25 protein-coding genes and 1 tRNA gene are annotated in these 25,108 nt (G+C 70.1%); 9 read left to right on the top strand and 17 right to left on the bottom strand.

Features of this window, described 5'->3' with window-relative positions; genetic code table 11:
* Positions 1-18: 18 nt before the first annotated feature.
* Together ACH5AO_RS28755 and ACH5AO_RS28750 are read right to left on the bottom strand one after the other, a co-directional pair.
* The gene (locus ACH5AO_RS28755) at positions 19-1,560 is read right to left on the bottom strand and encodes an MFS transporter (protein ID WP_398929634.1); all 1,542 of its coding nucleotides are present in this window, start codon (positions 1,558-1,560) and stop codon (positions 19-21) included.
* 146 nt (positions 1,561-1,706) lie between these two features.
* Positions 1,707-2,348 (bottom strand): TetR/AcrR family transcriptional regulator, encoded by a 642-nt coding sequence (locus ACH5AO_RS28750; RefSeq protein ID WP_398929632.1) that lies wholly within the window; start codon positions 2,346-2,348, stop codon positions 1,707-1,709.
* A gap of 276 nt (positions 2,349-2,624) precedes the next feature.
* Between ACH5AO_RS28750 and ACH5AO_RS28745 the strand changes: the two genes are divergently transcribed.
* The gene (locus ACH5AO_RS28745; RefSeq protein ID WP_398929630.1) at positions 2,625-3,917 is read left to right on the top strand and encodes a M6 family metalloprotease domain-containing protein; all 1,293 of its coding nucleotides are present in this window, start codon (positions 2,625-2,627) and stop codon (positions 3,915-3,917) included.
* Positions 3,918-4,144: 227 nt separating this feature from the next.
* Here the strand turns inward: ACH5AO_RS28745 and ACH5AO_RS28740 are convergent, their stop codons facing one another.
* Entirely contained in the window at positions 4,145-5,620 is a 1,476-nt protein-coding gene (locus ACH5AO_RS28740; RefSeq protein WP_398929628.1) for an esterase/lipase family protein, read from the bottom strand.
* 20 nt (positions 5,621-5,640) lie between these two features.
* On the opposite strand from ACH5AO_RS28740, the gene ACH5AO_RS28735 reads away from it, so the two are divergent.
* From ACH5AO_RS28735 to ACH5AO_RS28710, 6 genes are all read left to right on the top strand, one after another.
* Positions 5,641-7,815: a hypothetical protein gene (locus tag ACH5AO_RS28735; protein ID WP_398929626.1), complete on the top strand. Its 2,175-nt coding sequence runs from the start codon at positions 5,641-5,643 to the stop codon at positions 7,813-7,815.
* The gene (locus ACH5AO_RS28730) at positions 7,802-10,159 is read left to right on the top strand and encodes a WD40 repeat domain-containing protein (protein ID WP_398929624.1); all 2,358 of its coding nucleotides are present in this window, start codon (positions 7,802-7,804) and stop codon (positions 10,157-10,159) included. Before ACH5AO_RS28735 ends, ACH5AO_RS28730 begins: the two co-directional genes overlap by 14 nt.
* A gap of 251 nt (positions 10,160-10,410) precedes the next feature.
* Complete coding sequence (locus ACH5AO_RS28725; protein WP_398929622.1) at positions 10,411-11,097, top strand: RES family NAD+ phosphorylase; 687 nt, start codon at positions 10,411-10,413, stop codon at positions 11,095-11,097.
* A 263-nt stretch (positions 11,098-11,360) separates the two neighbouring features.
* Positions 11,361-11,552: a hypothetical protein gene (locus tag ACH5AO_RS28720; protein ID WP_398929620.1), complete on the top strand. Its 192-nt coding sequence runs from the start codon at positions 11,361-11,363 to the stop codon at positions 11,550-11,552.
* A 222-nt stretch (positions 11,553-11,774) separates the two neighbouring features.
* The gene (locus tag ACH5AO_RS28715; RefSeq protein WP_398929618.1) at positions 11,775-12,176 is read left to right on the top strand and encodes an XRE family transcriptional regulator; all 402 of its coding nucleotides are present in this window, start codon (positions 11,775-11,777) and stop codon (positions 12,174-12,176) included.
* A gap of 549 nt (positions 12,177-12,725) precedes the next feature.
* Positions 12,726-12,798: transfer RNA gene (locus tag ACH5AO_RS28710), tRNA-Arg, on the top strand.
* A 609-nt stretch (positions 12,799-13,407) separates the two neighbouring features.
* On the opposite strand, the gene ACH5AO_RS28705 is transcribed toward ACH5AO_RS28710, so the two are convergent.
* The 14 genes from ACH5AO_RS28705 to ACH5AO_RS28640 form a co-directional block, all read right to left on the bottom strand.
* A complete protein-coding gene (locus ACH5AO_RS28705) occupies positions 13,408-14,538 on the bottom strand; it encodes a tyrosine-type recombinase/integrase (protein WP_398929616.1) in 1,131 nt (376 codons plus the stop codon).
* The gene (locus tag ACH5AO_RS28700) at positions 14,538-14,750 is read right to left on the bottom strand and encodes a helix-turn-helix domain-containing protein (RefSeq protein WP_037640101.1); all 213 of its coding nucleotides are present in this window, start codon (positions 14,748-14,750) and stop codon (positions 14,538-14,540) included. Before ACH5AO_RS28700 ends, ACH5AO_RS28705 begins: the two co-directional genes overlap by 1 nt.
* Complete coding sequence (locus tag ACH5AO_RS28695; RefSeq protein ID WP_398929614.1) at positions 14,743-16,089, bottom strand: replication initiator; 1,347 nt, start codon at positions 16,087-16,089, stop codon at positions 14,743-14,745. Before ACH5AO_RS28695 ends, ACH5AO_RS28700 begins: the two co-directional genes overlap by 8 nt.
* A 112-nt stretch (positions 16,090-16,201) precedes the next feature.
* On the bottom strand, positions 16,202-16,486 hold the full coding sequence (locus ACH5AO_RS28690; protein ID WP_398929612.1) for a SpdD-like protein: 285 nt from the start codon (positions 16,484-16,486) through the stop codon (positions 16,202-16,204).
* Between the two features lie 20 nt (positions 16,487-16,506).
* On the bottom strand, positions 16,507-16,662 hold the full coding sequence (locus ACH5AO_RS28685) for a hypothetical protein (RefSeq protein WP_107486109.1): 156 nt from the start codon (positions 16,660-16,662) through the stop codon (positions 16,507-16,509).
* Positions 16,663-16,677: 15 nt separating this feature from the next.
* Entirely contained in the window at positions 16,678-16,857 is a 180-nt protein-coding gene (locus ACH5AO_RS28680; RefSeq protein WP_030339219.1) for a mobile element transfer protein, read from the bottom strand.
* A 15-nt stretch (positions 16,858-16,872) separates the two neighbouring features.
* Positions 16,873-17,583, bottom strand: coding sequence for a DUF2637 domain-containing protein (locus ACH5AO_RS28675; RefSeq protein WP_398929609.1), 711 nt, complete (start codon positions 17,581-17,583; stop codon positions 16,873-16,875).
* Positions 17,584-17,607: 24 nt separating this feature from the next.
* Complete coding sequence (locus ACH5AO_RS28670) at positions 17,608-17,820, bottom strand: hypothetical protein (protein WP_398929607.1); 213 nt, start codon at positions 17,818-17,820, stop codon at positions 17,608-17,610.
* A gap of 83 nt (positions 17,821-17,903) precedes the next feature.
* Positions 17,904-19,268, bottom strand: coding sequence for an FtsK/SpoIIIE domain-containing protein (locus tag ACH5AO_RS28665; RefSeq protein WP_398929605.1), 1,365 nt, complete (start codon positions 19,266-19,268; stop codon positions 17,904-17,906).
* A gap of 5 nt (positions 19,269-19,273) precedes the next feature.
* Positions 19,274-19,621, bottom strand: coding sequence for a hypothetical protein (locus ACH5AO_RS28660; protein WP_398929603.1), 348 nt, complete (start codon positions 19,619-19,621; stop codon positions 19,274-19,276).
* Positions 19,622-19,801: 180 nt separating this feature from the next.
* Positions 19,802-20,623: an integrase gene (locus ACH5AO_RS28655; RefSeq protein ID WP_398929601.1), complete on the bottom strand. Its 822-nt coding sequence runs from the start codon at positions 20,621-20,623 to the stop codon at positions 19,802-19,804.
* Positions 20,620-21,471 (bottom strand): sigma factor-like helix-turn-helix DNA-binding protein, encoded by an 852-nt coding sequence (locus ACH5AO_RS28650; protein WP_398929600.1) that lies wholly within the window; start codon positions 21,469-21,471, stop codon positions 20,620-20,622. The genes ACH5AO_RS28655 and ACH5AO_RS28650 overlap by 4 nt, the downstream gene beginning before the upstream one ends.
* A 175-nt stretch (positions 21,472-21,646) precedes the next feature.
* Positions 21,647-22,036: an ATP-binding protein gene (locus tag ACH5AO_RS28645; RefSeq protein ID WP_398929598.1), complete on the bottom strand. Its 390-nt coding sequence runs from the start codon at positions 22,034-22,036 to the stop codon at positions 21,647-21,649.
* Between the two features lie 97 nt (positions 22,037-22,133).
* Positions 22,134-22,985 (bottom strand): helix-turn-helix domain-containing protein, encoded by an 852-nt coding sequence (locus tag ACH5AO_RS28640; RefSeq protein WP_398929596.1) that lies wholly within the window; start codon positions 22,983-22,985, stop codon positions 22,134-22,136.
* Positions 22,986-23,108: 123 nt separating this feature from the next.
* Here ACH5AO_RS28640 and ACH5AO_RS28635 point away from each other — a divergent pair, with 123 nt between their 5' ends.
* Together ACH5AO_RS28635 and ACH5AO_RS28630 are read left to right on the top strand one after the other, a co-directional pair.
* Positions 23,109-23,621, top strand: a complete 513-nt coding sequence (locus tag ACH5AO_RS28635; protein WP_398929594.1) for a DUF6584 family protein — start codon at positions 23,109-23,111, stop codon at positions 23,619-23,621.
* A 508-nt stretch (positions 23,622-24,129) separates the two neighbouring features.
* Entirely contained in the window at positions 24,130-24,999 is an 870-nt protein-coding gene (locus ACH5AO_RS28630; RefSeq protein ID WP_398929592.1) for a DUF4365 domain-containing protein, read from the top strand.
* Positions 25,000-25,108: the final 109 nt, after the last annotated feature.

The raw sequence follows: 25,108 nt of genomic DNA, 5'->3' as shown, positions 1-25,108 counted from the left end.
GGGATCGGCGGGTGGCCGTCAGTGCATGGCCACCGGCACCGCCATCTCGTCCCCGGCGGCCTCGTCGGCGGACCCGGCGACCGCGGTGCCGCCCGGCTTGCCGGCGTTGATCAGGGTCAGGGCGATGGCCGCGGCCGCCACCAGGATCCCGACGGCGAACCAGATCGCGCTGGTGTAGCCCTGCACCTGCCCCTGGAGCTGGACCAGCTGCTGCTGGGACCGGCTCGTGGCGCCGCCGATGTGGTCGGCGACGTAGGACGTGGTGGCCGAGGCGGCGATCGTGTTCAGCAGGGCCGTGCCGATGGCGCCGCCCACCTGCTGCGAGGTGTTGACCATCGCGGAGGCGACACCGGAGTCACGCGGCTCGACGCCCAGCGTGGCCAGAGACATGGCCGGCATGAACGCCGTACCCATGCCGAGGCCGAGCAGCAGCATGCCGGGCAGCAGGACGCCCGCGTACGAGGTGTCGATCTCCAGCCGGGTCAGGAAGAGCATGCCGAGCGCGGCGACCAGGAAGCCGGGGCCCATCAGCAGCCGGGGCGCGACCCGGGTCATCAGCCGGGTGCCGATCTGGGTGGAGCCCGTGATCATGCCCGCGATCATCGGCAGGAAGGCGAAGCCGGTCTTCACCGGCGAGTACCCCTTCACGACCTGCAGGTAGTAGGTGAGGAAGAGGAACAGGCCGAACATCGCGATGATCGCCAGGCCCAGGGACAGGTACACCCCGCCGCGGTTGCGCTCGGTGACCACGCGCAGCGGCAGCAGCGGCGCCTTGACCTTGGCCTCGACGGCCACGAAGGCGGCGAGCAGCACGGCGGAGGCGACGAACATGCCGATGGTCAGTGAGTCGCTCCAGCCCTCGGACTCCGCGCGGGTGAAGCCGTAGACCAGCGCGACCAGACCCACGGTGGACAGCACCACGCCGGGGACGTCGAGCGACGAGCGGTTGCGGCCGCCGGCAGGCTCACGGATGACGAAGTAGGCGCCGGCCGCGGCGACCACGGCGAACGGGATGTTCACGAAGAACGTCCAGCGCCAGTCCAGGTACTCGGTGAGGAAGCCGCCGAGGATCAGGCCCACGGCGCCGCCGCCACCGGCGATCGCGCCGTAGATGCCGAACGCCTTGGCGCGCTCCTTGCCGTCGGTGAACATCACCGCGAGCAGGGACAGCGCGGCGGGCGCGAGCAGCGCGCCGAAGACGCCCTGGAGGGCGCGGGCGCCGAACATCATGGCCTCGTTGGTGGCCGCGCCGCCGAGCGCGGAGGCCAGCGCGAACCCGGCCAGGCCGAGCACGAAGGCCCGCTTGCGCCCCCACAGGTCGGCTATCCGGCCGCCGAACAGCAGCAGTCCGCCGAAGGCGAGGGCGTAGGCGGTGACCACCCACTGGCGGTTGCCGTCCGAGATGCCCAGGTCCTGCTGGGCGGAGGGCAGGGCGATGTTCACGATGGTGGCGTCGAGGACCACCATCAGCTGGGCGAGCGCGATGAAGACGAGCGCTTTCCAGCGGTTGGCGTCGGGGACGCTCAGGGCCTTTCCGGCCGCTGAGGCTGTCTGAGACATGGGGGTACCCACTTCGGAAGCTTGTGACGGAAATTCAGAAGAACGTACGAAATTCAGAAAGATGTAACGAAAAATCGGTGTCGTCAGGGAACGGCTCGCCCTGGGGACGGCCGCTGTACGGAAATCCTGCTCGCGTCAGAGATCGCTCAGCGGCGCAGATCCTCCACGGTCACCGCCGCGCCCGGCAGGACGGTCGGGGCCGGGGCCCGCATCCCGTCCAGGAACAGCTGCAGATGGCGGTGGACGAAACGGTCGGCGCTGACGCAGCCGGTGCCGGCCGGGGGCCGGCCCAGCTGGGCGACGCCCACCATCAGATCGCCGTACTCCACGTCGGCGCGGAGCTGACCGGCCGCCTTGGCGCGGTCCATCAGCTGCGCGACGAGGCTCTCGGCGCGTCGGCGTGCGTCCTCCAGGTCGGGGTGGTGCTGGTCGAAGGTGCTGGAGACCATCGGGCACAGCGCGCCGATCCGCTCGTCGGCGGCCGTGTGCACGAAGCGCTCCAGTGCCTCGAAGGCGTCCCCGCTCTCGCTGAGCGCCTGCTCGGCCGCCCGCACCGTACGGTCCATCACGGAGCAGACGACCTCGCGCGCCAGCGCGTCGCGGTCGGGGAAGTTGCGGTACACCGTGGCGTTGCCGACGCCGGCCCGGCGGGCGACGTCGTCGAGGGGCACCTCGGGCCCGAACTCGACGAACATCTCCCGGGCGGCGGCGACGATCCGCTCCCGGTTGCGCAGGGCGTCGGCACGGGGCCTGGGCGCCTTGCGCGGTACGGGGGTGGCGGTCTGCACGGTGCACTCCTGGGTCGTCGTGGCTTTGCCTTGTCGTCATCTCCCGGCAATCCGGGGAGCGAATCCCCGTTTCGCACGGACACAGGTTCAAACGGGGAAACGATCCCCGGTTATTTCCCGCCCCGGACCCTTTTCATGTGACCCGCATCACACCGCACGGGTGGTGCGGCCCCACGATCGGACCTCCCAGCAGGCGCCCGCCCACCCGGTGACACAGGGTGATCGCAAGGGTGCAGTCGGAGACCGGCGGCTGCAGTGTGGAGCGGAGGTCCCCGCATGCAGCCGCAGCCGAGCCGACGCCGGATATCCCCGCGCCGGCTGGCCGCCCTGGCATCGGTGACCGCCCTGACCCTCGCGGTCAGCACCTCGGCCGGCAACGGCCGCCTCTCCCCCGCCACCTCCCCCGCCGGCGCCGGCCCCAGCGCCCTGTCGCCCGTCTCCACGCACGGCCCCTGCACGATCACCGCGGACCGGGAGACCCAGATGTCCGAGGGCATCCCCACGGCTCCCGGCTACACCCGCTCCACCGGCACCGTCCGCGCCCTCACCCTGATGATCGACTTCTCCGACGCGCCCGGCGAGGGCGACGCCCTCGACCGCTACCGCGAGTTCTTCCCCCGGACCCGCCAGTGGTTCACCACCAGCTCCTACGGCCGTCTCGACTACCGTCCCGAACTCCCCGTCCCCGACTGGATCCGGATGCCCAGGTCGTTCCGCGCCTACGGCATAGAGCGCGGCGCCCCCTTCGACCCCGGCTACCGCGAACTGGTCCGCGACATCGTGGCCGAGGCCGATCCCGAGGTGGACTTCCGGTCGTACGACCTGCTGAACGTGCTGGTGAGCCCCAACGCGGGCCCCGCCGCCCTCGACACGGTCCTGTCCGTGACCTTCGCCGGCAACAAGGAGGCCCCGAGCGCGGACGGCGTCCCCGTCGCCAACGCGTCCTTCGTCTACTCCCGCCAGGACGACGGCTCCGGCTCCTACGACCGCACCGGCTACCGCGTGCTGCCGCACGAGAACGGCCACGTCTTCGGCCTGCCCGACCTCTACACCGCCGAGGGCGGCGGCGCGGTCGGCCACTGGGACATCATGAGCGAGGACTGGGGCGCCAACAACGACTTCCTCGCCTGGCACAAGTGGAAGCTGGGCTGGCTGGACGCGTCCCAGGTCGGCTGCGCGTCCGCTCCCGGCACACGGGAGTACGCCCTCACCCCCCTCGCGCTGCCGGGCGGCCCGAAACTCGTCTTCATCCCCCTGAACGGCCACTCCGGCTACGCCGTCGAACTGCGCACCCGGGCCGGCAACGACGAGGCGGTGTGCCGCCCCGGCGTCCTCGTCTACCGCGTCGACGCGAACGTGGACACCGGCATGGGCCCGGTCACCGTCCACGACTCCCACCGCGACAGCGGCGGCTGCACCCGCTCCCCCAACGTCCACGCGGAACTCTCGGACGCGACGTTCGCCCCGGGCGAGACCTTCGTGGACCGCCGGGCGGGCGTCCGGGTGACGGTGACGGCGGCGGAGGCGGAGGAGTACCGGGTACGGGTGACCCGTAGGGCACCGGACTGATCCCCGGCGCGCCCGGCCGGGCAGCGGGCCGGCACCCTCGTCGGACGGGGCCGCGACGGCGGAGCGGGTGTGCCGCGGCACGATCGACGACGATCACCGGGCCGGGCCCCTCAGCCCGGTGCCGACCGGGACGCTCGGGGCCCGACGGAGACACCCGCCCGGGACCGCGTGCCGCGATCACACCCCGCCTTCCTGGCGGCTCGCAGGAGATTCCCGAGGCCAGGCTCCTATTCCACTTCCCGCACGGCGCCGGGTTCGCCGGCCAGTACCAGTTGGGTGACGGCGTGGCCGTCAGGGGTGCGCACCGTGACGCGGTACAGGCCCGGAGCATCCACGGTGGTCCTGGCCCTGATGTGTCCGTCGCCCCAGCCCGCTCTGAGGACCCGCGGGTTCCGGCCCGTGACGTCGGCTATCTCGCACCGGAGACCGGCCAGGGAGTTCACGCCGCTGAGCGTGATGTCCCAAGCGGCTCCGACGTCCACCAGGTCAGGGACGTCCAGTCCGCAGCCGGGAGCGCCCTGGGGCGGGCCCAGGTGTTCGTCGTCCCGCAGTACTTCCGCCACGGCCTTGAGCGCGACGCGATCCGAAGCCACGGCTCCGTGCTGGAGGGGAAGGGGGGTGACCGCGGGTCCGACGGCCGCGGAGTCCTTGTAGACGGTGCCGTCGCCCTTGACGTCGTAGAACCTCAGGCCGCCGCGCGGGTCGCGGATGAAGTCACCGTTGGTGTGCTGCCGGACTCCGTGGTGATGCGGGTGAACCACGCCGTCGCGGATGGTGAGGCTCTGCATGGTGGCCTGGTTGGTGCCGGCCACCGCCCAGTGTCCGGGCAGCCTCACGTTGGCCTGCTTCTCCTGGAACTCGACCGCCGCCTGGGCGAGATCGGCGTCACCGCCGATTCCCGCCACGTCACCGGGGGTGAGGCGACGGGCGTTCCTCCCGTCGATGAGGCAGGCGTAGTGCGGAAGGAGGTCGTGAAGGCCCGGCATGGTGGCTGAGACGGACTGCAGTTGCCGGTGCGGGAGCGGGACGGGGGTACCGCGCCCGGTGCTGAGGATCGCCGCCGCCTTCACCGCGCCGTGGAAGGGCGTACCGAGGGTGAGGACGGCGCGGGTGTCGTCGGCCAGCGCGCCGTCGTACGTGGCGTCGAGGGCGGCCCGGGTGACGAGGCCTCCCATGGAATGGGCGACGAAGACGAGGCGTGCGGGACGCTCGTCGACACGGTTGCGCCGGGCGGTGTCGTGGGCGGGATGCCGTCGCCAGGCGGTCAGGTGGCGGCGGGCGGCCCGGGCCAGCAGGTGGCCGTTGACCGCGACGGGCAGGCGCCAGTCGTAGGGGAACTCCAGGACGGCGGCCGGATCGGCGACGCAGCCCCGGACGGCGGCGATCAGGTCGGTGTAGGGCTCGAGCCCCTGGAGGTAGGGGGTCCAGGACGAGTGGCGCATCAGCTGGGTGGCCTTGATCCGGGTGGTTCTGCCTTCCAGTTCCTCCGGGGTCAGGCGCAGCGGCTCGAGGCCCTTGGGCCGTGTCCATGCCTTCAGCAGCCACGACACGCCGGATAAGCCCCATACGGTCTTCCGGGCGACGGTGTCGTAGAGCTCGCTGCCCATGATGCCGGGGACGATGACGACGGCGTCCTGGGTGACGTCGTCGGTCACCGTGGGTGCGGCGGAGGAGTTCGTGTGTTCTGCCCCATGGCGATTCATGGCTGTGAACAATAGAGAACATGCGGGGGGAGCATGGGGGGATCGGCTTGGCCGGGCGGACCGATCCGTCGAAGGGCGAAGGCGAAGAGGACGCGGGGGCGGCCGCCGGCTCACTGGTCATCGTGACCGTGGAGGACGGGGACCCGGAGTTCACCAAGGCGATCGAGGAACAGCTGTCGGTCGTGACCGCGTGGTGGAAGGCGGGGCCGGAACCGGGCGAAGGGTTCGTACAGACCGTTCTGCGTGCGCCGGAGGAGCGTCACGACGTGGAGCGTTTCCTGCACGGCTCCGGCATCCGGGAGGCGGCGGAGGACGAGGCGCTGGTCCTCTACGTCACGTCACACGGCGCTGTCGGCGCCTCCGCCCGGCACTTCCTGCTGCTGCCCGGCACCGACACCGACCGGCTGCCGGCGACGGGCATGCCGACGAACGAGGTCGTCATCGCGGCCCTCGACTCACTGGCCCGCCACGTACTCGTCATCGTCAACGCCTGTGAGGCGGAGGGCATCGACGTGGAGCTCAGGGCCCTGGTCCGCGACCTCGTCCGTCCGGGCACCCCGGACAGGGCGCTGAACGTCGTGGCGACGACGGGGGCCCGCTCCCCGGTGCTGGGCCGCGAGTTCGCCGTCGTCCTGCGCACGGCCTTCGCGTGGTTCCAGGACGCGGCCGGAATCACCCGTCCGTACCTGTCGATCTCCGAGTTCATGCAGGCCCTCGAGCAGGCCACCGAGCGGCTCAACGAAGAACGGGACCTCTCCCTCGCGGGCCCTCGGACGGTCCTCCAGGGCAAGCTCGGCGTCCCGGTCCCCACCCTGCCCAACCCCGGCTACCGGCCCAGACCGCAGGTGGTCACAGAAGCCAGGGAGGAAGTCGCGGCCACGCCCGAGGAACTGGAGTACTGGCTGGACCGCGCCAGCGGCCGCGCCGGCCCCGACGACCCCGGCTGGTACTTCTCCGGCCGCCAGGAGATCAACCGCCGGCTGACGAGCTTCGTCAAAGGTCCCGCGGGCGTCCTCATCGTGACCGGCACCGCCGCCAGCGGGAAATCCGCGGTGCTGGCCCGGGCCGTGACGCTGAGCGATTCCGCCTTCCGGGCGTCGCCCCGCTACGCGGAGGCGGTGGCCAAGGCGCCCGCGGACACCGTCCCGGACGAGGGATCGATCCACGTGGCGGTGTCGGCCCGCAACCGTGGCCCGCTGAGCCTGATCGAGGCCATCGGCACCCGGCTGGGCGGTGAGCCGGACCGTACGCGACCCGCGGCGGACGCGCTGCGGCAATGGCAGGAAGGACTGCGCGCCTTCTTCTCGGACCGCCGGAAGGGCACGGTCACGGTGGTCGTCGACGGTCTCGACGAGTCCCCGGCCGCCGGTGCCTGCGTCCGGGACGTTCTCGTGCCCCTCGTCGGCTATGCCGGCGGGGCCGGTGCCGCGGACAGGGTCCCCCTCCCCGCGCAGGCCACCGGCCCCGCACCGGCCGGACCGCCCTCAGGCCACGGCGGCCTGCGTCTCCTCATCGGGGTCCGCAGCACCAGCCCGGGCACCCCGGGGGCGGCCGCCGCCACCGGCCTGCGGGGGCTGTTGCAGGAACTCCTGCTCGTCTTCCCCGCGGCGCAGGTGGTGCGCACGGACGGAGAGGGGGTACGGGCGGACATCGCCGCCTACGTGAGCGCCCTGCTGGCCGGGGCGCCGTGGGGCACCGACCCGAAGGCGATCGCCTCGGCGGCACAGCGGGTGGCAGGTCATGTGGGCCGGTCCTTCCTGGACGCCCGCCTGGCCGCCGAACAACTGCGCCGCGACGACGGAATCACCCTGCTCCGCGACCCGCTGTGGCTCTCACGGCTCGACCGGGGCACCATGGGCCTGTTCGAGCAGGACCTCCACCGGGTCGGCGACGACGGCCTGGAAAGGGAGGAGGCGCTCGCGCTGCTGCGCGCCACCGCCTTCGGGCTGGGGCGGGGAATGCCGTGGGCCCAGGTGTGGCCGGCCGTGGCTTCAGCGCTGCTGCGGGCCCGCATCGATCACACCGACGAGAAGATCCGACGGCTCCTCGAAGGCCGGCTCGCCGGATACCTCACGCACGACATCGAGGACGAGCACGTCGTGTACCGGCCCGCCCACGAGCGACTCGGGGCGATGCTGCGCCGGTGGCCCCAGCCGCCGCACGGGACGAGGAGGGCCCCGGATGGATCCGGATGAGCGGCAGGGGAACGCCCACGCCGACGAGCGGCAGGCCCATGCGCGCATCGCGGCAGCGCTGGCGCGTCTGGTCAAGCCCGACGCGGCGACCGTGCCGCACCCCTATCTGACCCGGCACCTGGCCCACCATGCCGCGCTCGGCGAGGCACTGGACGACGACCACGTGCCGCCCGGCCTGCTGCCGTGGGTCTCCGGCGGCGGCGTCCGGGGCCTCCTCGGCCTCCCGCACACCCACCGGACGGACCGGGCATGGCTCACCGCGTGGGCCGCCATCGAGCCCTACGTCCAGGACGCGGACCTCCCCTCCCGCTGCTCCAGTCTGCACCTGGCCTACACGGCCCTGCGGTTCCCCGGCGTTCCCCGTCAGGACCTGCCCCAGGAGGCCGCGGACTTCGCGGGCTCCCGTCTGCGGGTCCTCTGGTCACGATGGGCACCGCCCTCCAACGTGCTCGCGACACTCAGCCGTCGCAGTACGTCGCTGGCCGCGGCCGAAGGCCCCGGCGGCGCCGGACTGCTCGCCGTGGGCGGTGAGTCGGGCGGCATCGAGCTCATCGACACGGCCACCGGCACGGCCGTCGGGGACCGGATTCCCGCGCACGACGGCGAGGTGCGGTGCCTGTTCTTCGTGGCGCGCCCCACCGGCGGGGGAACCCTCGTCTCCGGCAGCACCGACGGCACGGTACGCGTCTGGGACACGATCCGGGGAACGCTGCTCGACCACATGACGTTCGAGGGGCGCACCTGGACCGCCGCTGTCACCGGATACCGCGACGAGACGGGGACGTTGACCGTGGCGGCGGTCGACGGTGACGGCGCGGTGAAACTCTGGCGCGAGCACTCGGAGGAACTCCACCTGGCCGACATGAGCGCTCATCCGGGGGAACGGGCCGCGTTCGCGCTGGCCTCCGCCGTCGGCCACGACGGCCGGCGGCTGTTGCTCGGTGCCGGCCGCACGCTGCGGATCTGGGACACCGCGGACCACCGACCACTGGGTGAACACCCGGTCGACGCTCCCGTCAGGTGCCTGACCGACACGACCGTGCCGGGCCGGATCGCGACCGGCCACGGCGACGGCTCCATCACCCTGTGGGACACGGCCTCGGGCCCCCTCACCACCTTCCGGGGGGAGGGGGAGCCCGTCACCGCCCTGGCGGCACTGCGCGTCGACGGCACGGACCTGCTCGCCGCGGCCGGCTCGGGACCGACGATCGACCTGTGGGACACGGACACCGGGCGCAGGACCGGCCGGCTCACCGGACACACGGACGCCGTGACCGCCCTGCGCGCGATCCCGGCCGACGACGGTGACCGACTCGCCTCCACCGCTCGGGACAACACCGTCCGGCTCTGGAACGCGGACGCCGTCCGCCACACGATCCGGGGCACCGCCACGGCCCCCGCCGCCGTGGCCGCGGCGATCACTCCGGACCCCGTCGCCCCGCCACAGCTGGCCGTCCACTACAGCACCGCGCGGACCCAGGTCTGGGACACCCGCACCGGGACGGTCACCGGTTCCTTCGACAGGGGCTCGAACCACGCCTCGTCCGCCCTCGGCTGGGCGCCCGAGAAGGAGAACCGGCGCCTGCTCCTCTGGGCGGCGCCCGACCACAGCATCAGGGCCTGGGACCCCGTACGCGGTACCGCCGCGGACATCCTCCTCGACGGGCACTCCCGGCCCGTACGCGCCCTCGCCTCGACCGCGGCCCGCGGGGGACGGCGGCTGGCCATCAGCAGCGACGGTTTCACCGTCCGGCTCTGGGACCTGGACGAAGAACGACCGCTACGGCTGTGGCGGCACCCCTACACGGTCCGGACCGTGGCGGCGGCGTCCGACGGAGTCACGGCGGACTGGTTCGCTTTCGGCAGCGCCGACGGGACGGTACGCCTGGGGGACGCCACGGACGACGCGCCCGGACACGTCCTCTACTGCCGGCAGGGAATCATCAACGCCGTGGCCGTCAACGCGGGCACCTCCCCGTTGCCGCCCTTCCTCGCCAGCGGTGGGGACGACCACACGGTGCGCCTGTGGGACCTGCGTACCCTCGCACCCATCGGCGAGGGGCTCCGCGGGCACACGGCCGCCGTCGAAGCCGTCGCCACCTGGACGACGTCCGCCGACGTCCCCCGCTCCTACGTCGCCAGTTCCTCCCGGGACGGCACGATCCGGGTCTGGGACGCGACGACGTCGCGGTGTGTCCTGCAGCTGGCCACGGGAAATCCCGTGCACACCCTGTCCGTGCGCCCCTCCGGCGAATCCGCCGACACGGTCGTCCTCGCCATGGCGGGAGAGGCCGGAGTCGCCGTTCTCGAGTTGGACCTGGAGGAACCGTCGCCCACGCATTAGGCCGTGCGCCCCCTCAAATCCTTCGTGCGCCCCTCATGGGATCGGCGGGACCAGTCGCTCCTGTCCGTCCGGCAGCAGAAAATGATCGTTCGGCTGTGCTCGGACCCCGGACACCCGGCCCCCAGGCACCCGGACATCCGGCCCCGGACATCCGGCAGTACATGCCGACGCCCGTCCCCGCCGCGCACACGGCAGACGACGCACCACACCCGAGAACCGTGCACGTCCGTACCTCAAGCAAGGAGCGGCCCATGAGTGAGGGCACACCGTTAGAGGCAAGTCTCATACCGGCACCGGAACGCGGGGTGTGGCGCCTGGGGAAGGCGGAGGACCCCTGCAAGTACAACAGGATCAGCCGGGAGGACGACAGCCGCTCGGGGGGCAACAGGTGGAGCCTGGTGAGCTACGGCACCCTGTACTGCGCCTCCGATCTCGACGGGTGCTTCGCCGAGGCGCTGGCTCCTTTCCGCGTGGATCCCGAACTGCGTGAATTCATCGGTGACGACTGGAACGAGCCCTACTTCATGAGGCCGGGCCACCTTCCCCAGGACTGGCGCACCCGGCACACGCTGGTGCGGTTGCAGCCGGCCAAGGAAGCGCGGTTCCTGGACGTCGACGACGAGCAGACGCTGCGCACGCTGTCGAGAGAGCTCAAGGAGGAGCTGGCGCCGTTCGGCATCACCGATCTGACCGCCGAGCACATCCAAGGCACGAACCGCAGAGTGACCCGCCAGATCGCCGCCTGGGCGATCGCGCAGCGCGACCCGCGACAGGGCCGGCTGGTCCAGGGGATCGCCTACCGCTCCCGCTTCGGGATGCGCCAGTGCTGGGCCGTCTTCAGCGATGTCGATCTGGTGGAGGTGGAGAGACAGCCGATCTGGCCGGAGACCGAGGGGCTGCGAAGAGTCACCGACGAGTACGGGCTCACCATCCGCTGACGCCACGGGGTCACCCCTGTCATTCCCCACTCGCATCCACCGTGAAACCTCAGCCGACCGCGTAGCCCGAACGAAGGAAAACCCCAGCCGCCACCTGACACCACCAGGCAACAGGATGACACGAAGCCGCAGGTCAACACCCCAACTCAGCTCTCAGGGAAGCTTCTTGACCGATCTTCAGATGGCAGGAGTCAGCGCAAAAACGGTGGAGTTAGTGGTGGATTCTGGGTAGCCTTAACTCATTCGACTATTGGGGAGGGACCATGAACACCGTCAAGCACCAGTTACGACCGGCCGCCATCGCCATACCCGCGATCGCGCCGATACCTCCTGCCGGCACCCCGCAGGCCGGCCAGCCGAGCAACTGGCGTCGCGACAAGCTCCTGCACAGCCTGCACCCCCTCAGTCAGCCCAGCACCGGATCCGTCTCCGTGACCGGCATGCAGCGATGCTGACCACAGGCGTCTAGCGCCGTCACGATCCGCAGAGGTCACGCTTCCCCGCGGATCCGCCTTCCAGAAGCGTCACATCAGTCAGCGGCGCCAGGCCCGCATCCGCACCCCACGGGACGTGCGACAGGCCGAGTCGTCCGCAATCGAGTCCTGCACCCGTTGCCTGACACGCGACCGGTCGGCCACCCGCCAGGCGTGCAGTCGGCACACGAGGGAGGAAATGTCATGGCCACCAAAACCAACAGCCCCGCGGCCGCCAAGAGCGCGGCGAGCGCCGAGCGGGCCCACGCCACCACGGTACGCATGTCCATCGCGGACATCGCCCGTTTCCTGCAAGACAACCTCGGCCAGCGCCTGACCGCCCGCATCACCAACATCAACGACCCCCGACAGGTCGGCAAGTGGGCTTCGGGCGACTCGGCACCCCGCCAGGACGCCGAGGACCGCCTCCGCGCCGCCCTGCAGGTGTTCCAGCTCATCCAGGACGCCGAAAGCCTCTACACGGCACGCGCCTGGATGATCGGAATGAACCCCCACCTCGAGGACGAAGCCCCCCTCACCGTGATCGCCGAGGGACGCTTCAGGGACGTCATGGTCGCCGCACGCGCTTACGTCGACGGCGGCTGACCCACCGCGATCGGACACGCACGGCGCGGACTCTCGCGCCGCCCCGTGGACAGGGCCACAGGGCGGCGCCGCCACATGCCGCGGAGAAGGCGCGGATCCTCGGCACCCGGCCGCTCACCGGCTCCCCGGCACCGGGGTTCCCACGCAGGCCCTCGGCAAGACGTAGCAGCACCACGCCCGGGAACCATGCTGGCGCAGTACGTCCCCGAAGTCGTCGCCGGAGCGCCGTCCTCGATCACGTCCCTCGGCACGCTCCCGGAACGGAACGATCGTCGCCAGTGCGTCGTCCCATACGTACTTCTCAAAGGAGCAGTTCGAAGAATCCGCAGGTCAGAAAGTCCTCCACCTGCCCGCTCCGCCCAGCACGCACCGTCCGAGTCCCCCCGCGGACGCCCATCCGCTACCCTGTTCCATGGTCAGCCGCTGGCGTGGCTCTCGTCGGGCAACAATGCCGCTCAACAGGGTCCACACCACGTCCGGCCGACGGGCTTGGCCGCCTTGCCGAAGATCCACTCACTGGATCTCCTCCAAGGCTTCCTCCAAGCCCCCGCCTTCGTAGCTCAGGGGATAGAGCACCGCTCTCCTAAAGCGGGTGTCGCAGGTTCGAATCCTGCCGGGGGCACAGAGAGAAGGGCCAGCCCAGGAGGGGTTTCCCCTTAGGCTGGCCCTTCATCGTCCTAGGCGCCGTGCCACATGCGTGCCACTAATGCCACATCCCACCGAGGTGCCGGTGGGGCGCTCGGCCCTTTGCGCGATCAGCGATCGGGCCGGCTCTACGACTCGCTCTTGGTCTCGTCTCGGTCAGTGAGGAGCCCGCGAGCCTTCTGGATGTTCAGTTAGTCGCGCGACTTTCGATCATCCCCCTTCCATGTGTCGCGAAGGCTGCGCAGTGAATGGACTGCTCGTTGAGCCTTCTTGGACAGAGGGGGGATTGCGTCGAGGACAGCATGCGCTATGAAGCCACACGCACTCAGAGCAGCGACGGCAGTCGCCACCCAGGCGCCGTTTGACAATGGCGTTTGATCCTTTAGGCTGTGAGTACCACTGGTCTAGTCAAGTATGCGGGGCGCAATACCGCCACCGAATGACTGGCCACATCGTTACTTATTCGTGATTCACAGTTAGGCGCGTCTCCGACGTGTCCACACGCATGCATACCGAACGCCCCGCCGCTCCCCACGGCAGGGCGTTCACATGTACCGCACAACCATCACGAACCCTCACCCGTCTCCTAGCCGGGGACGCCGCCCCCATTCCCGCGGATCATGGCTCCAAGACGGTCTGCGATAGCCCGATCCCGGTCGCTGGTCATGTGTTGGTAGATCAACGCGGCCCGAGAGCTGCTGTGCCCCATGCGCGTCATCAGCTCCCGCGTGCTGGCCCCGGCTGTCGAGGCAAGCGTGTTGCCCGTGTGGCGAAGATCGTGGAAGTGCAGCTCTGCCGTAACGCCCGCAGCTTTCCGGGCCTTTACCCAGTCGTCCCGGAAGTTACTGCGCCGCAGTTGCCCGCCCTGCGGGCCGACGAAGACGTGCCCGTCGCGGGCGGGAGCGGCGAAGTGCTCCAGGTGGTGCGTAACCGCGTCGAGGAGTTCGGCCGGGAAGGAGACGGAGCGCACCCCGGCCGCGGATTTCGGCGCCTTGTCGAAGAGCTGGCCGTCCTGCAGCTCGGCCTGAGCGCGGCGCACGGTGACGGTCAGCGCCTCCAAGTCGACGTCCCGGCGCCGCAGGGCCGCCAGCTCCCCGAACCGCAGGGTGGTGAAGGCCGCCAGGAGCACGAGCAGCCGGTAGCGCGGCACGATGGAGTCGGCGACGGCGAAGACCTCCGCCACTGTGAGGACCGGCCGCTCAGGCACGTCGTAGCGGTCCGCGCCCTTGATGCGGCACGGGTTGCGCCGGATCAGCTCGTCGTCCACGGCCGTGTTCATCAGGGCGCGCAGCAGTTGGTACGCCTTGACCACCGACGGCTCACCGACGCCGGCCGCGAGGAGTTTTCCGCGCCAGCTTCGCACTCGGGCCGTCGTCACATCGGCCACGCTTCCGCCCCCGAAGGTGGGCAGGATGTGCAGCCGCATCACCGACTCGTTCCGCTCACGGGTGCGGTCGGCGAGCTTCCGGTCCCGCAGCCACGCGGTGGCGTACTCCTCGAAGTTCACCGCCCCGGCGTCCGGGTCCGACCACTGCCCGCGCGCAATGTCCGACTCGATGTGCGTCAGGGCGACTTGGGCATCGGTCTTGGTCGTGTACGTCTTCTCCGCCGGGCGCAGTTGTCCCGTCGCCGGGTCCCGGTAGCGGACCTGCCAACGGCCGGACGGAAGCTGCCGGACCGATCCGAAGTCCCGGCGCCTCCCCTTCTTGTTGGCCATCAGGCAGCCCTCCGCAGGGAGCTGCGCCGGTCGCCGATCGGCTGCACCGTGTTGGCGTCGATGAAGGCGTTCAGCGCGCTCTCCGGGATGCGGACGTGCCGACCGACCTTGACGAACACGATGCGTCGCTCGGCGATCAGGCGGCGCGGGAAGCGTTCCGTGGTGCCGAGGAGTTCGGCCACCTGCGCCACGGTCAGGTAGCGGTCAGCCATGTGTGGGTTCTCCTTCCGGTGAAGTAGCGGAGTTGCGAGAGGCGGCGAGCCACGTCTCTGCGGCGGTCAGTCCGGTGCCGGCGAAGCGCCAGTGGGAGAGGACGAGGACGGTGTCCGGGTCGGGCAGCGGGTGGCCGGCCTCGGCCGCGCGTTCGCGGGTCAGGGCTTCGTTGTGGTCGGCGCGTTCCTGGCGGAGGGCGCCGAGGGTGACGGAGTAGGTGCGGGACTTGGTGGAGAAGTGGCCGCGGAAGCCGAGCATGTGGGCCCACTTGCGCAGGCGCAGATCTTCGAGTTCGGGCAGGGCGCCGAGGTGCCAGCAGGTGAGGATCATGCGCCGGGCGTGGTCGGTGACGCCGGAGCCGATCAGGTCCGTGATCGGGTTGCGGATGGGGCGGTCAAGGGTGCCCGCGGTCTCGGCGCCCTTGGTGGCGTACTTGGCGATGTAGGCGGCCACGGCGCGGCTGGACAGTTCCGAGGTGCCGGCGAAGTCGGCCGAGCGGATGGGGCGGATGTCGAGCTGTTCGCCGAAGCGGAAGGCGTACGCGTGGCCGTCGAGGACCGGGCCAGGCGTCTCCGCGAGCCGGACCGCCGAGCGGATCGCGTCGGTGAGCAGTTCGGTCGTGGCCCAGGCCGGCGGGGCGTCCTCAGCGCCCTCCGGGCCGTCGAGGCGGATGACGGCGTGGAAGTGGACGGCGCCGCGCCGCTGGTACTCGGCAACCTTGGCGTAGGAGACCTTGAGGCAGTGGCGCAGCGCCGAGCGGTTAATGCCCGCGCGGGAGGCGAGCTGCTGGCGCAGGTAGGTGGTGAAGCGGCCCCACAGTGCCCCGGCGTGCGCGTTCCACAGGACGGCCGCGCGGTAGTCGTAGCGGTCCGGGTCCAGGGGCGTGCCCAGGGCGGGGTCGTCGTCCGGGTGGAGGCGTCCGCAGCGGCACCGACCGCCGCCCGGACGGTTGTGGACAGGGCCGAATGACGGGGCGGTGAAGGTGGCGAAGACGCGCGGGTGCTGGGCGACGGACGGGCTGATGCCCTTGCCGCCGCTCAGGCCGGCCGTGACGAGGTGGAAGGTGTCCTTGCGGTACACCTCGGCGCAGGCGGCGCACCGGGTGGCCCGGCGGTTGTTGCAGCGGATGAGGAGTTGCCCGGCCGGAAGGTCACGGTCGACGACCTCCCGGAGGATCTCGCCCGTGGCGGCGTGGACGTCGAGCCGGTGGCCCTCCATCCGGACGGGCCGCTCGCAGCCGCCGAGACGTTGGATCTGGCGTGCGTAGGTGCTGAGGTCGCCGTGCTGGGCGAGGGCCACCAAGCGGCGGATGGCTCCGGTCGGAGCCGCGGTGTGCATGTGCGGATTCCTCCTTGCAGAGAGGTCGGGAGTTCGGCGCGGCAAGCCCCCGCCCGACTTGTCGAGGGGGCTAGACAGTACGAGCAAGCCGGGCGGGCGGAAGGCGGTGAGGTCAGCGGCGGCTGAGAAGGGAGCGGACGACGACGGCGCACACAGCCACGGACGCGGCAGTGATGGCGACGGCGAGGAGCATGGAGACCAGGACGGCGCCGACGACCAGGACCACGGCGGTGCCGCCGCCGACGAGGGCGAGCGCGGTACCGGGCGTGAGCCGGACGGCCAGGCGGGACGACGCCGGGGCCGGGACGACCGAGGTGGCGGCGGTCGGCTCGACGACAGCGGGCGGGGTGACCAGGCCGGTCGGCTGGGGCATGGCGGGGAGCTTCGGTCGGAACATGAGCGGGTCTCCCTTCACGGTTACTTGACGGCGGTGTCGATGACGGGGGCCAACAGGCTGTCGGCGAGGAGGTAGCCGCCGAGGAGCAGGACGGCGATGAGCCACCAGGGCGGGCGGATGAGCTTGACGCCGAGAACCCCGACGACGAGCAGGGCGAGCCAGAGCGGAACGTCCATGGCGGTGATCTCCTGTCAGGCCGAGCAGCGGTGGGTACGGGCGGCGAGTTCGGCGGCGGCGCGGCTGTCGTACTCGGCGGAGAAGTCGCAGCGGGGCGCGGTGCAGGCGGCCAGGTGACGGTTCCGGCCGCGGTCGACGTACGAGGCGACGTTCACGGGTCCGATACGGCGAACGTTGCGGAAGCGGCGGTGCATGGTGGTGCTCCTCTCTCAGAGGTGAGCGGCGACGGATGCGGTCATGGACGGGGGCAGGCCGAGCCGGGCGCGCAGGGCGTCCGGGTCGGCGGGGCGGCCAGTGGTCGAGCGATACTCGTCGGCCAGCGCCCGGACGCGGTCGACGAGGGCGGGCGGCAGGGCGACGGCGGGAGCAGGCGCGGGGGCCGGAGTAGGGACCGGTTCGGCAGCGGGCTCCGGAGCCGGCCCGGGGTCGGCGGAGGACGCCGGCAGCGCCTCACGGTCGGGCCGGTCGACGGCGGACGGAGCGGCGTGCGGCTCCGTTTCGGCGTCTGCCGCCGGGGAGGCCGGGGCCTCCGGTGTTTCCGGGGTGTGCGGGGCGTGGGTCAGCAGCGTGCCGCCGAAGAAGGCGATGGCGGGCCAGCCGGCGACCGTCACGCGGAGCCAGGCCGGCACGTCGTCCAGATCGAGGAGTCCGGCCGTGGCGACGTTGGCGCCGAGGGAAGCGGCCAGGGCCACCAGGAACCACAGCCGCGGGCCACCGGCCGCCTGTCTCGCTCGCTGCTGCTGGCGCATCCGGCGCCAGGCGGCGACCAGGAGCAGGTCGACGCTCACGGGGTAGGCCCACGCCTTCCAGCCGTCCTGCCCGGCCGCAGCGGCCAGGTCGTGCAGGTGGGAGAAGGACAGGGCACCGGCGATGACGGCCTGAACGATCACGGCGTCCACGCGGGCCAGATGGGCACGCATCGGCTCGGTCTCCTTCCGGCGTGGTCAGTCGGTGGGCTTGAGCGAGTCGGCGCGCTCGCGGGCGAGGCGGGCCACCTCGGCGGCCTCGGTGTCGCCGGGCGCGTGGTCGGCGATGCGCTCCAGCAGATCCGCCTTACGGTCCATGAGCGCGGCGTACTCGGCAGAGGTCCGGTTCTGCCGGAGCGCGGCCAGGTCCGCGATGAGCGCGCTGACCTCGGCGATGGAGGGACGTGGCACGGGGCTTCCTTCCGGTTTCGGGCATGGGAGGGGTAGGGACATGGCGTGAGGCGGTCACGCCGGCCGTGGGAGAGGGAGTGCGGTTACTCGGTGGCCGGGCGAGCGGTGGGCACCGCGGCGGGGAGTGAGGGCGGCCCGGCCGGTTCGGCGACGACGGGCCGGAAGGCGTCGAGGCGGGGCAGTTCCGGGACCAGGCCGGAGGTGTCGCGGCAGACGGCCGCCGCGTCGTCGAGGGTGAGGTGGGGTGAGCGGACGCGGGACCAGCCGCCGGAGGAGTCGCCGACGACCGCGACGCCGGGCCGTTCGGCCGGGATGGAAGTTGCGGCCAGCGCCGCTTCCGGTGCGATGTCGCCGAGCGCCATGTTGGCGGACGTCTCGTCGTTGACGCGGTGGCAGACCCGTCCGGTGAGCTGGGCGCGGAGCATGGTGGCACCCTTGCCGAGTTCGGCGCCGAAGCGCTGCCCGCACACCTCCAGGTAGATGCCGGCCGCGCGGCCGAGCTGGGCGATGCGGATGAGCTTGGTGACCATGGCGTCCCGCCGCTTCTCGTCGTCCTTGCTCGCGGCGAGGAAGAGTTCGGCGACCTCGTCGACGACGACCACGACCGGCACCGGCCGCGCCTTCTCGGGCAGGCCCCAGACGTCCGAGGTGAGCACGGCGTCCGGACCGGCCCCGCCCGTCATGCCGATCAGGCGGAACCGTGCCTCCATCTCCTCCACCATGACGTCGAGGAGTTCGTTCGCACGGTCCGACGTGTCGGCGAGCGCCGACAACCGGGGCGCGAACGGAGCCAGTTCGACGCCCCACTTGCAGTCGATGCCGACGAGCGCGACGGGTTGCCGGGCCAGCCCGCACAGCAGGTTCCGCAGGTACACGGACTTGCCCGACTGCGTGGCGCCGAGGATCAGTTCGTGCGGCACGGTGCGGAAGTCCCGGACGTGCCAGTGCCCGTCTTCGCGCAACGCCAGCGGCAGGGACAGCGGTTCGGTCCGCAGCCACCGCCGAGGGGGCCGGACGTCGGCGAGGACGTCCCAGCCGATCAACCGCAGCTCCAGCCGTCCCGGTTTGGTGGGACGGACGTGCACGGCGTGCGCGCCCCAGGCGTGCCGCAGCCGGTCGGCCGAGGCGGTGAAGTCCTCGGGGGCCTGACCGGCCGCCATGCGCAGCCGCATCACGAGCCCGGACCCGGTCGGCAGCGGCAGCGAATGGCGAGGTGGCACGGGAGCAGCCTGCCGCCCCACCATCCGGGCAGTGGCCCGGCGCATGGCCGAGGCGGGCACCGTCAGGCCGCAGGCGTCCATGGTGGCCCGGTACGTGGCGAGCACCCGCAGCGTCACGGCCGGATACCCGACCAGCCACCAGAACAGGACCGGCAGCCGACGGCGCATCGCGACCAGCGCGGCCACCGCCAGCAGTGCCGGCACCAGAACCCACAGGGCATCGGTCATGACGCTCAGCCCTGCACCGCGGCCGGAGTGCCGACCATGACGGCGTCCGCCCGGTAGGCGATGCCGTGCCGGGCACGGCCGCCGAACTCGCTCTCCCAGGGCCGGGCCACCAGGCCGGACAGGAAGACCGGCGCGCCCATGGCCAGGCCCTCACCGATGCCCTTCTCAGGCACGGTGACCTTGATCATGTCCGAGCCGCCCTGGGCGATGAACACCAGCTCCAGGACCATGAGCCGGTCGTTGGTGACCAGGTCCACGACCACCTCGCCGGTCTGCCGGTCCCTCACCTTGACCTCGGGCAGCTTCGTGACCAGCAGAGTGGCGGACGAGGTGTCCACGGGGATGACACGCATTGTGTGAACCTCACTTGATCGGGCGTCCGTCACGGACACCGAGCCGTTGAATACCCCCCTAGACAGTGCAGGGAGGAGTCCGCCCCAACTGTCTAGGGGGGTTGACGGCTACCGTAACCCGACGCTCCGTCAACTGTCTAGGGGGGTATACGAGCGGGCTTCGAAGGCCATCCGAATGCGCTACGGCAGCGCCCAGTGAAGGGCCGTCGCGTCGTCGCTTGCCTTGCCGCGCGGCCAGCGCCGCCCGTCGAGGTCGCCGTTCTCTGCCTCCCGCACGCGGCGGATCAGTTCGTCCGGGCCGGCGGAGCCGAGGACGGCCAGCACCTCTCGCCAGTCGACGAGGGCGAACTGGTCGACGAGGCGCGTGGCGCCGTCACTCAACAGCGTCACGGATGCCAGCGACTCCAGCAGCACCGTTCCTGTAAGGGAGTGTTCGGCCGCCCGCGGGTCGGGGCCGGCGATCCAGAAGCCGCCTGGCTGGTTACGGAGCCCGGTCAGGGCGTCGCGGTACTCGGCCAGGGCGGCAGCGTGTTCGGGTGAGCCGGTGGGCAGTTCGTCGACCGGCGCGCGCAGTCGTTCACCGACCTCGTCCAGGCGCTGGTCGGTGACGGCAGTCGTCCTCCCATCCCTGTCGGCGAGGAGGAGGGTCGAGTCACCGAGGACGAGGTATTCCAGAGCTCCCCCACCGGCCCGGACTGCGACGACCGTACTGGTCGGGCTGGCCCGATAGGTCAGGTCGCAGGTGTCCTCGTGCAGCGAGCGGACGTCCCGGATCGCGTCGGCGAGGCAGTCGGTGAGCGGCCGGGCGGGGTGTGCCGTGATGCTGCTCAGCAGCAGCCCGCCCAGCGTCGAGGAGAACCAGGCGACGCCGTGCACGCATCCGGTCTCAGCGCCGGCCACACTGGCACCGTCGAGGAGGACGGCCGCGCCGGGAGCGACGGCTGCGAAGTCCTCGTTCTGCTGGCCCGGTTCGGCGGGCAGGGAGCCGAGGGCGACGTTCACGCCGTCGTCTCCTCGTCGTGCAGGTAGAGGGGACAGAGCAGTTCGACGGACTGCGGTTCGTCGGTCTCGGGGTCGTACTCGACGCTCACCAGCGTGGAGAAGTGCCGCTCCCCCACCTGCCCCCAGAGCGTGCCGAGGTCCGAAGCGAGGAGGTGGACGACGCCGAGGGAGCCCGCCGTGTGGATGCCGGCGATGGCGAGCACCGAGCCGTTGCCGTCCGGGCGCGGCAGCCTGCCGAGGTATCCCACGTCGTGTGGGCGGCGCGGTTCGATGTCCGCTCCCGCGTGGTACGCCGTGCCGGTGCGCCGGTCCACCAGCGCCCATGGCTCGCCCTCCGGATGCTCCCAGCCGAGTACCGGGTCCTGGGCGTACAGGTCGCTCATGACCTGGGACATGCCCGGCCCGCAGACGACGACCAGGCCGTCACGGTTGAGGTCGACTTCACCGCTCACGAGTACGTGGCCGGAGCTGACGCTGAGCCCGTACGTCTTGGCCAGCTCCTCCAGGCGCTTCCCGGAGTTCACGTCGGCCATGGCGACGACCGGGCGCTTCTTCGCGTCGTCCCACCGCAGCGGAGTCACGACCGTGACAGCACCCGTGCCGAGGAAGGCCCCCTCGGGTGCCGGGCCGGTGTGCCGGATCTGATGGATCCGCCCGCGGCTCAGGCCGGCCTTCTCGGCGATCTGCGCATAGGACAGTCCCTGAGCGTGGAGGTCCTGGACCACACGGCGGCGGAGCCGGGCGAGCTCGGTCACCTCCTGCTGCGCGTCGGCCAACCTCGTGGTGACCTCACGCAGGAGCAGGTACGGATCATCGATCGCCATGATCCGCTGCAACTCGTCCGACATGACCACACCTCCCAGAAGTACCCAGGAGTCTAGGGCCCTAGACGGAATGGGCGGCAGGCGCCGTCCCGTACGGCCGCCGACCACGAAGAACCGGAACCGCCGCCGAGGCACACCCCGAGGACTCACCAGCCACCACCCACGAGGCAACCGCCGGCTATCGCCGACAGGAGCGCGGTCACGCGCCCTCCCATGCCAGCTCGGCCCATACGGAACGCCCGTCTGGCCAGTTCTTCACACCCCAGTCCTTGGCGCAGGACGCGATCAACAGCAGTCCGCGCCCGCCCTCTTCATGGCTGGTCACGTTGCACAGATGCGGCACACGCTCGCCGCCCTGGTCGACCACCTCGATGCGCACGAGACCGTCACCGAATCCGACGATCACCAGGAACCAGCCGTCGGCCGAACCGCTCCGCGAGTGCCGCACGGCGTTGGTCGCCAGCTCACTGACGACCAGGACGGCGTCATCGACCGGGCCCCCTTCGGCGATCATCGCGGCGACGAAGTTACGGGCCTGGACCACCTGCTCGGCCAAGCCGGGGAAGGCACGGCACCACTTGGTACGCATGGCAAGCTCCTTGTCTGCGTCTAGGGGTCTAGACGACGCAGCGGCAGAGTATTCCCGTACATGACCAGCACACCAGGCATGCAGAGGAATTATTCCTCTAAGGGGTGACGATGTCCCCCAGCTCTCGGAACTCCTTCATCACCCGCAACAACAGCTCCCGCACCTCATCACCGAAGACGGCAGCCTGCTCGAAACGACCGAACGTCTCCTCGTACGCGGCCAGCTCGGCGGAGTCGACCGACACCCGCTCACCGGCGAACGCCTCGACCACGACGGCCTGTTGGTCGCACAGCGTGAACCCATGACGAGGCAGAAGCGGCACCGGCCGACGCCACGGGATGACCCCGAGCCGTACCGTGCTCAGACTCTCGACCGCCAACAACCGGTCGAGCTGGGCGAGCATCAGCGCCGGCGTTCCCGGCCAGGTCCGCAACACGGCCTCCGTCAACACGAACACCGACTCACGCCCCGGTTCGTACAGCACGCTCTGCCGCTCCACACGGGCAGCGACAGCACGACCGACCGCCTCAGGAGTCGAGTTCGGCGCACTCTCGAAGACGTGCCGGGCGTACTCCGCACTCTGCAGCATGGCCGGCAGAACGATGCACTGGAACGACCGCACCAGCCGAGCAGACCGCACCGCTTCATTGAGGGCAGCCCCAGCGGAAGCTTCACCATTGGATGCCGGTCCAGAGTCTGCGGCAGCCTCCACGGCGACCAGGAGGTCACGCACTTCACGCGCGGTCGAGTCGTCGAGGCCGAGGGCACGCGAGAGCCGATCCAGCACGTCAGGACTCGGAACCATGCGCCCGGTCTCGACCTTGGAGACGGTCGGTTGCCCTACACCGGCCCGCTGTGCCAGCACGGCACCCGTCAGGCCAGCCTCAGTACGCAGCCCCCGAAGACGCACCCCGAGCGCCTTCATCCGCTCCCGCCGCTCACTCCCCATACCCAGGGTTCTACACCACCAGAGGGCTACAACCGGGTCCTCCCACCTCACTGAATTGGGGTCGACCAGTCACCCGACGAAAAGTAGTCGAGACGTCCCACACTCCTAACCGATCATGCAGCTATGCCACTGACAGCCACCCTCGCCCGAGTCGACGCGGATCTGGCAGCCGGTCGTGTGCCCATGGCACGTCAACGTCTACGCGGACTGGTCTCCTCCTACCCCAACGACCTGACCCTCCGCCGTCGCCTGGCAGAGGTGTACCGGCTGTACGGAGAGCCCGCGGAAGCGGGGCGCTGGATGTACCTCGAGGAGGACCGGAACGCGGACGAGACCTCCGCCTTCGAAGCGAGGCACCGGACACCCCAAGAACGCATGAGGGCACTCGCGTGGCGTGGTCCCGAGTCCCTCGCCCCGTCCAAGTTCGCCGTGGAGCAGCTGACAGCAGTACGAACCGCCTGCTCCGAAGCCTTGGGACGCCCGGTGAACTGGGACTCGATACCTTCCACCCCGGACGACGAACCAGACGCCGACACTGGGAAGTTCAGCGGATTCCTGGCAGGAGCCGGCTGCCTGGCCGTGGTTTTGATGATGCTGGGAATCTGGGTGAACGGACTGATCGCCCTGTTCAACTGACCCATGCACCGGCAGACGCTCCACCGTGCCCGCCACGGCATCGGAGCGTGATTCAAACTTTCTCTACTGGTTCAAGCACCCGTCGTCGCTTCGCTCCTCCGGGCGGGCGCGGGCGGCCGGCGGCGCCCGCGCTCATGTCTCCGCCCCGCTCGGCACCGCCGGCCGCCCGCTCCCGCCCCAAGAGGCAGGCACACAGTGCATGAGGTCAGAACACGTCGTAGCTGGGGCGGTCGGCTCCGCGACTTTAGCCAGCCACTTTGGCGCGAGCCTCGAAGATCATGGCCCCAACGTCGTGCTTTACCGGGCAGGTCCACAGACTGCCCGACGCGCCGGAAGCTTACGGGGCCATGATCACTCGCGCCAAAGCAGCTCCCGGCCAAAGTCGCTACGCCGACCTTGCGCTCTACCCCACACCTAGTGGACACCCTAGGCTGTTGCGTCACGAACAATCCTCCTGAGCAACTTCCACCCGGTTCGTATCGTGAAGTCATGAGTCTCCGGAAGTGAAATGACGAACAGGCCCATACAACACAGAATTGCCTCGCTAGCGGTTGCAGGGGTGCGACGAGAATGGAACCTGCAAGGACATGCAGTAGACGAGATCCAAGAAGACTACGGGGAAGACCTCATGGTGCAAATTTGCTTCGAGGGGCGCTTGGACCCGGCAAGAATTTGGGTGCAAGTAAAGGGAACAGAGAAGGACTGTTCAACTGGGCGACTGCCGCAGGTTAACGTGAAAGCTAAGCAGGTCCTGCGTTGGGCACGAACCGCTGACCTTGTGGTTGCAGTGCTCTGGGACACGACCAATGATCGTGGTTGGTTCACTCTCCCCCAAGATCAGTTCGATCACGTAGAGCTGTCTGGTCGCGCCGACAGATCCGTTCGACTCAGCTTCTCGCATGATTTTCCATTTGATCAAACAGCCGTGAAGCGACTCGCATGGGCTGCCCGCATCGAGCACGCCAACCGCTCAGTGGTCTACGCAAGGGCATGCCTAGAAGAGGCGGTCGAGATGGAGCTGGAAACGACTAAACAATTCCACAAGGGGGTGCTAGCGTCTCTAGATTTTGATTTTGGCGTCGCAATCAATGCCGTTAAACCATCTGGTGGCTTCACAGAAGATTTTCCGAAAGTCGTTTTCGAACACTTGAAGAATCAAGCCCCTGACGATCTGGAGTCAGCCACCAAAAACGCCATGATTTTGGGCGTCTTTGAGATGATCCATAATAATTGCGCCGGAAATGGAGCACCCCTCGCACTAGTTAAAGAGCTTTGCTATGTGTTCTACCCGTTGCTATTCGATAGCAAAATGATGACTATGCTCGAATCGGCGAGGACTATCTCACCAAAAGCACAAGAAGATGCAACTGGCGAATAGTCGCCAGCCTTACGCACGTGCGGGATCTCGGCCAGCGCTCCAATGGGCCATGTAAATGTAGGTGGGCACAATCGCAGGCCGGCGTTTAATCTTTCAGTCTCTCTAGACC

Source organism: Streptomyces sp. NPDC018964 (assembly GCF_044390325.1).
Classification (GTDB): Bacteria; Actinomycetota; Actinomycetes; order Streptomycetales; family Streptomycetaceae; genus Streptomyces.
This window is presented reverse-complemented; position numbering and strand designations above follow the sequence as displayed.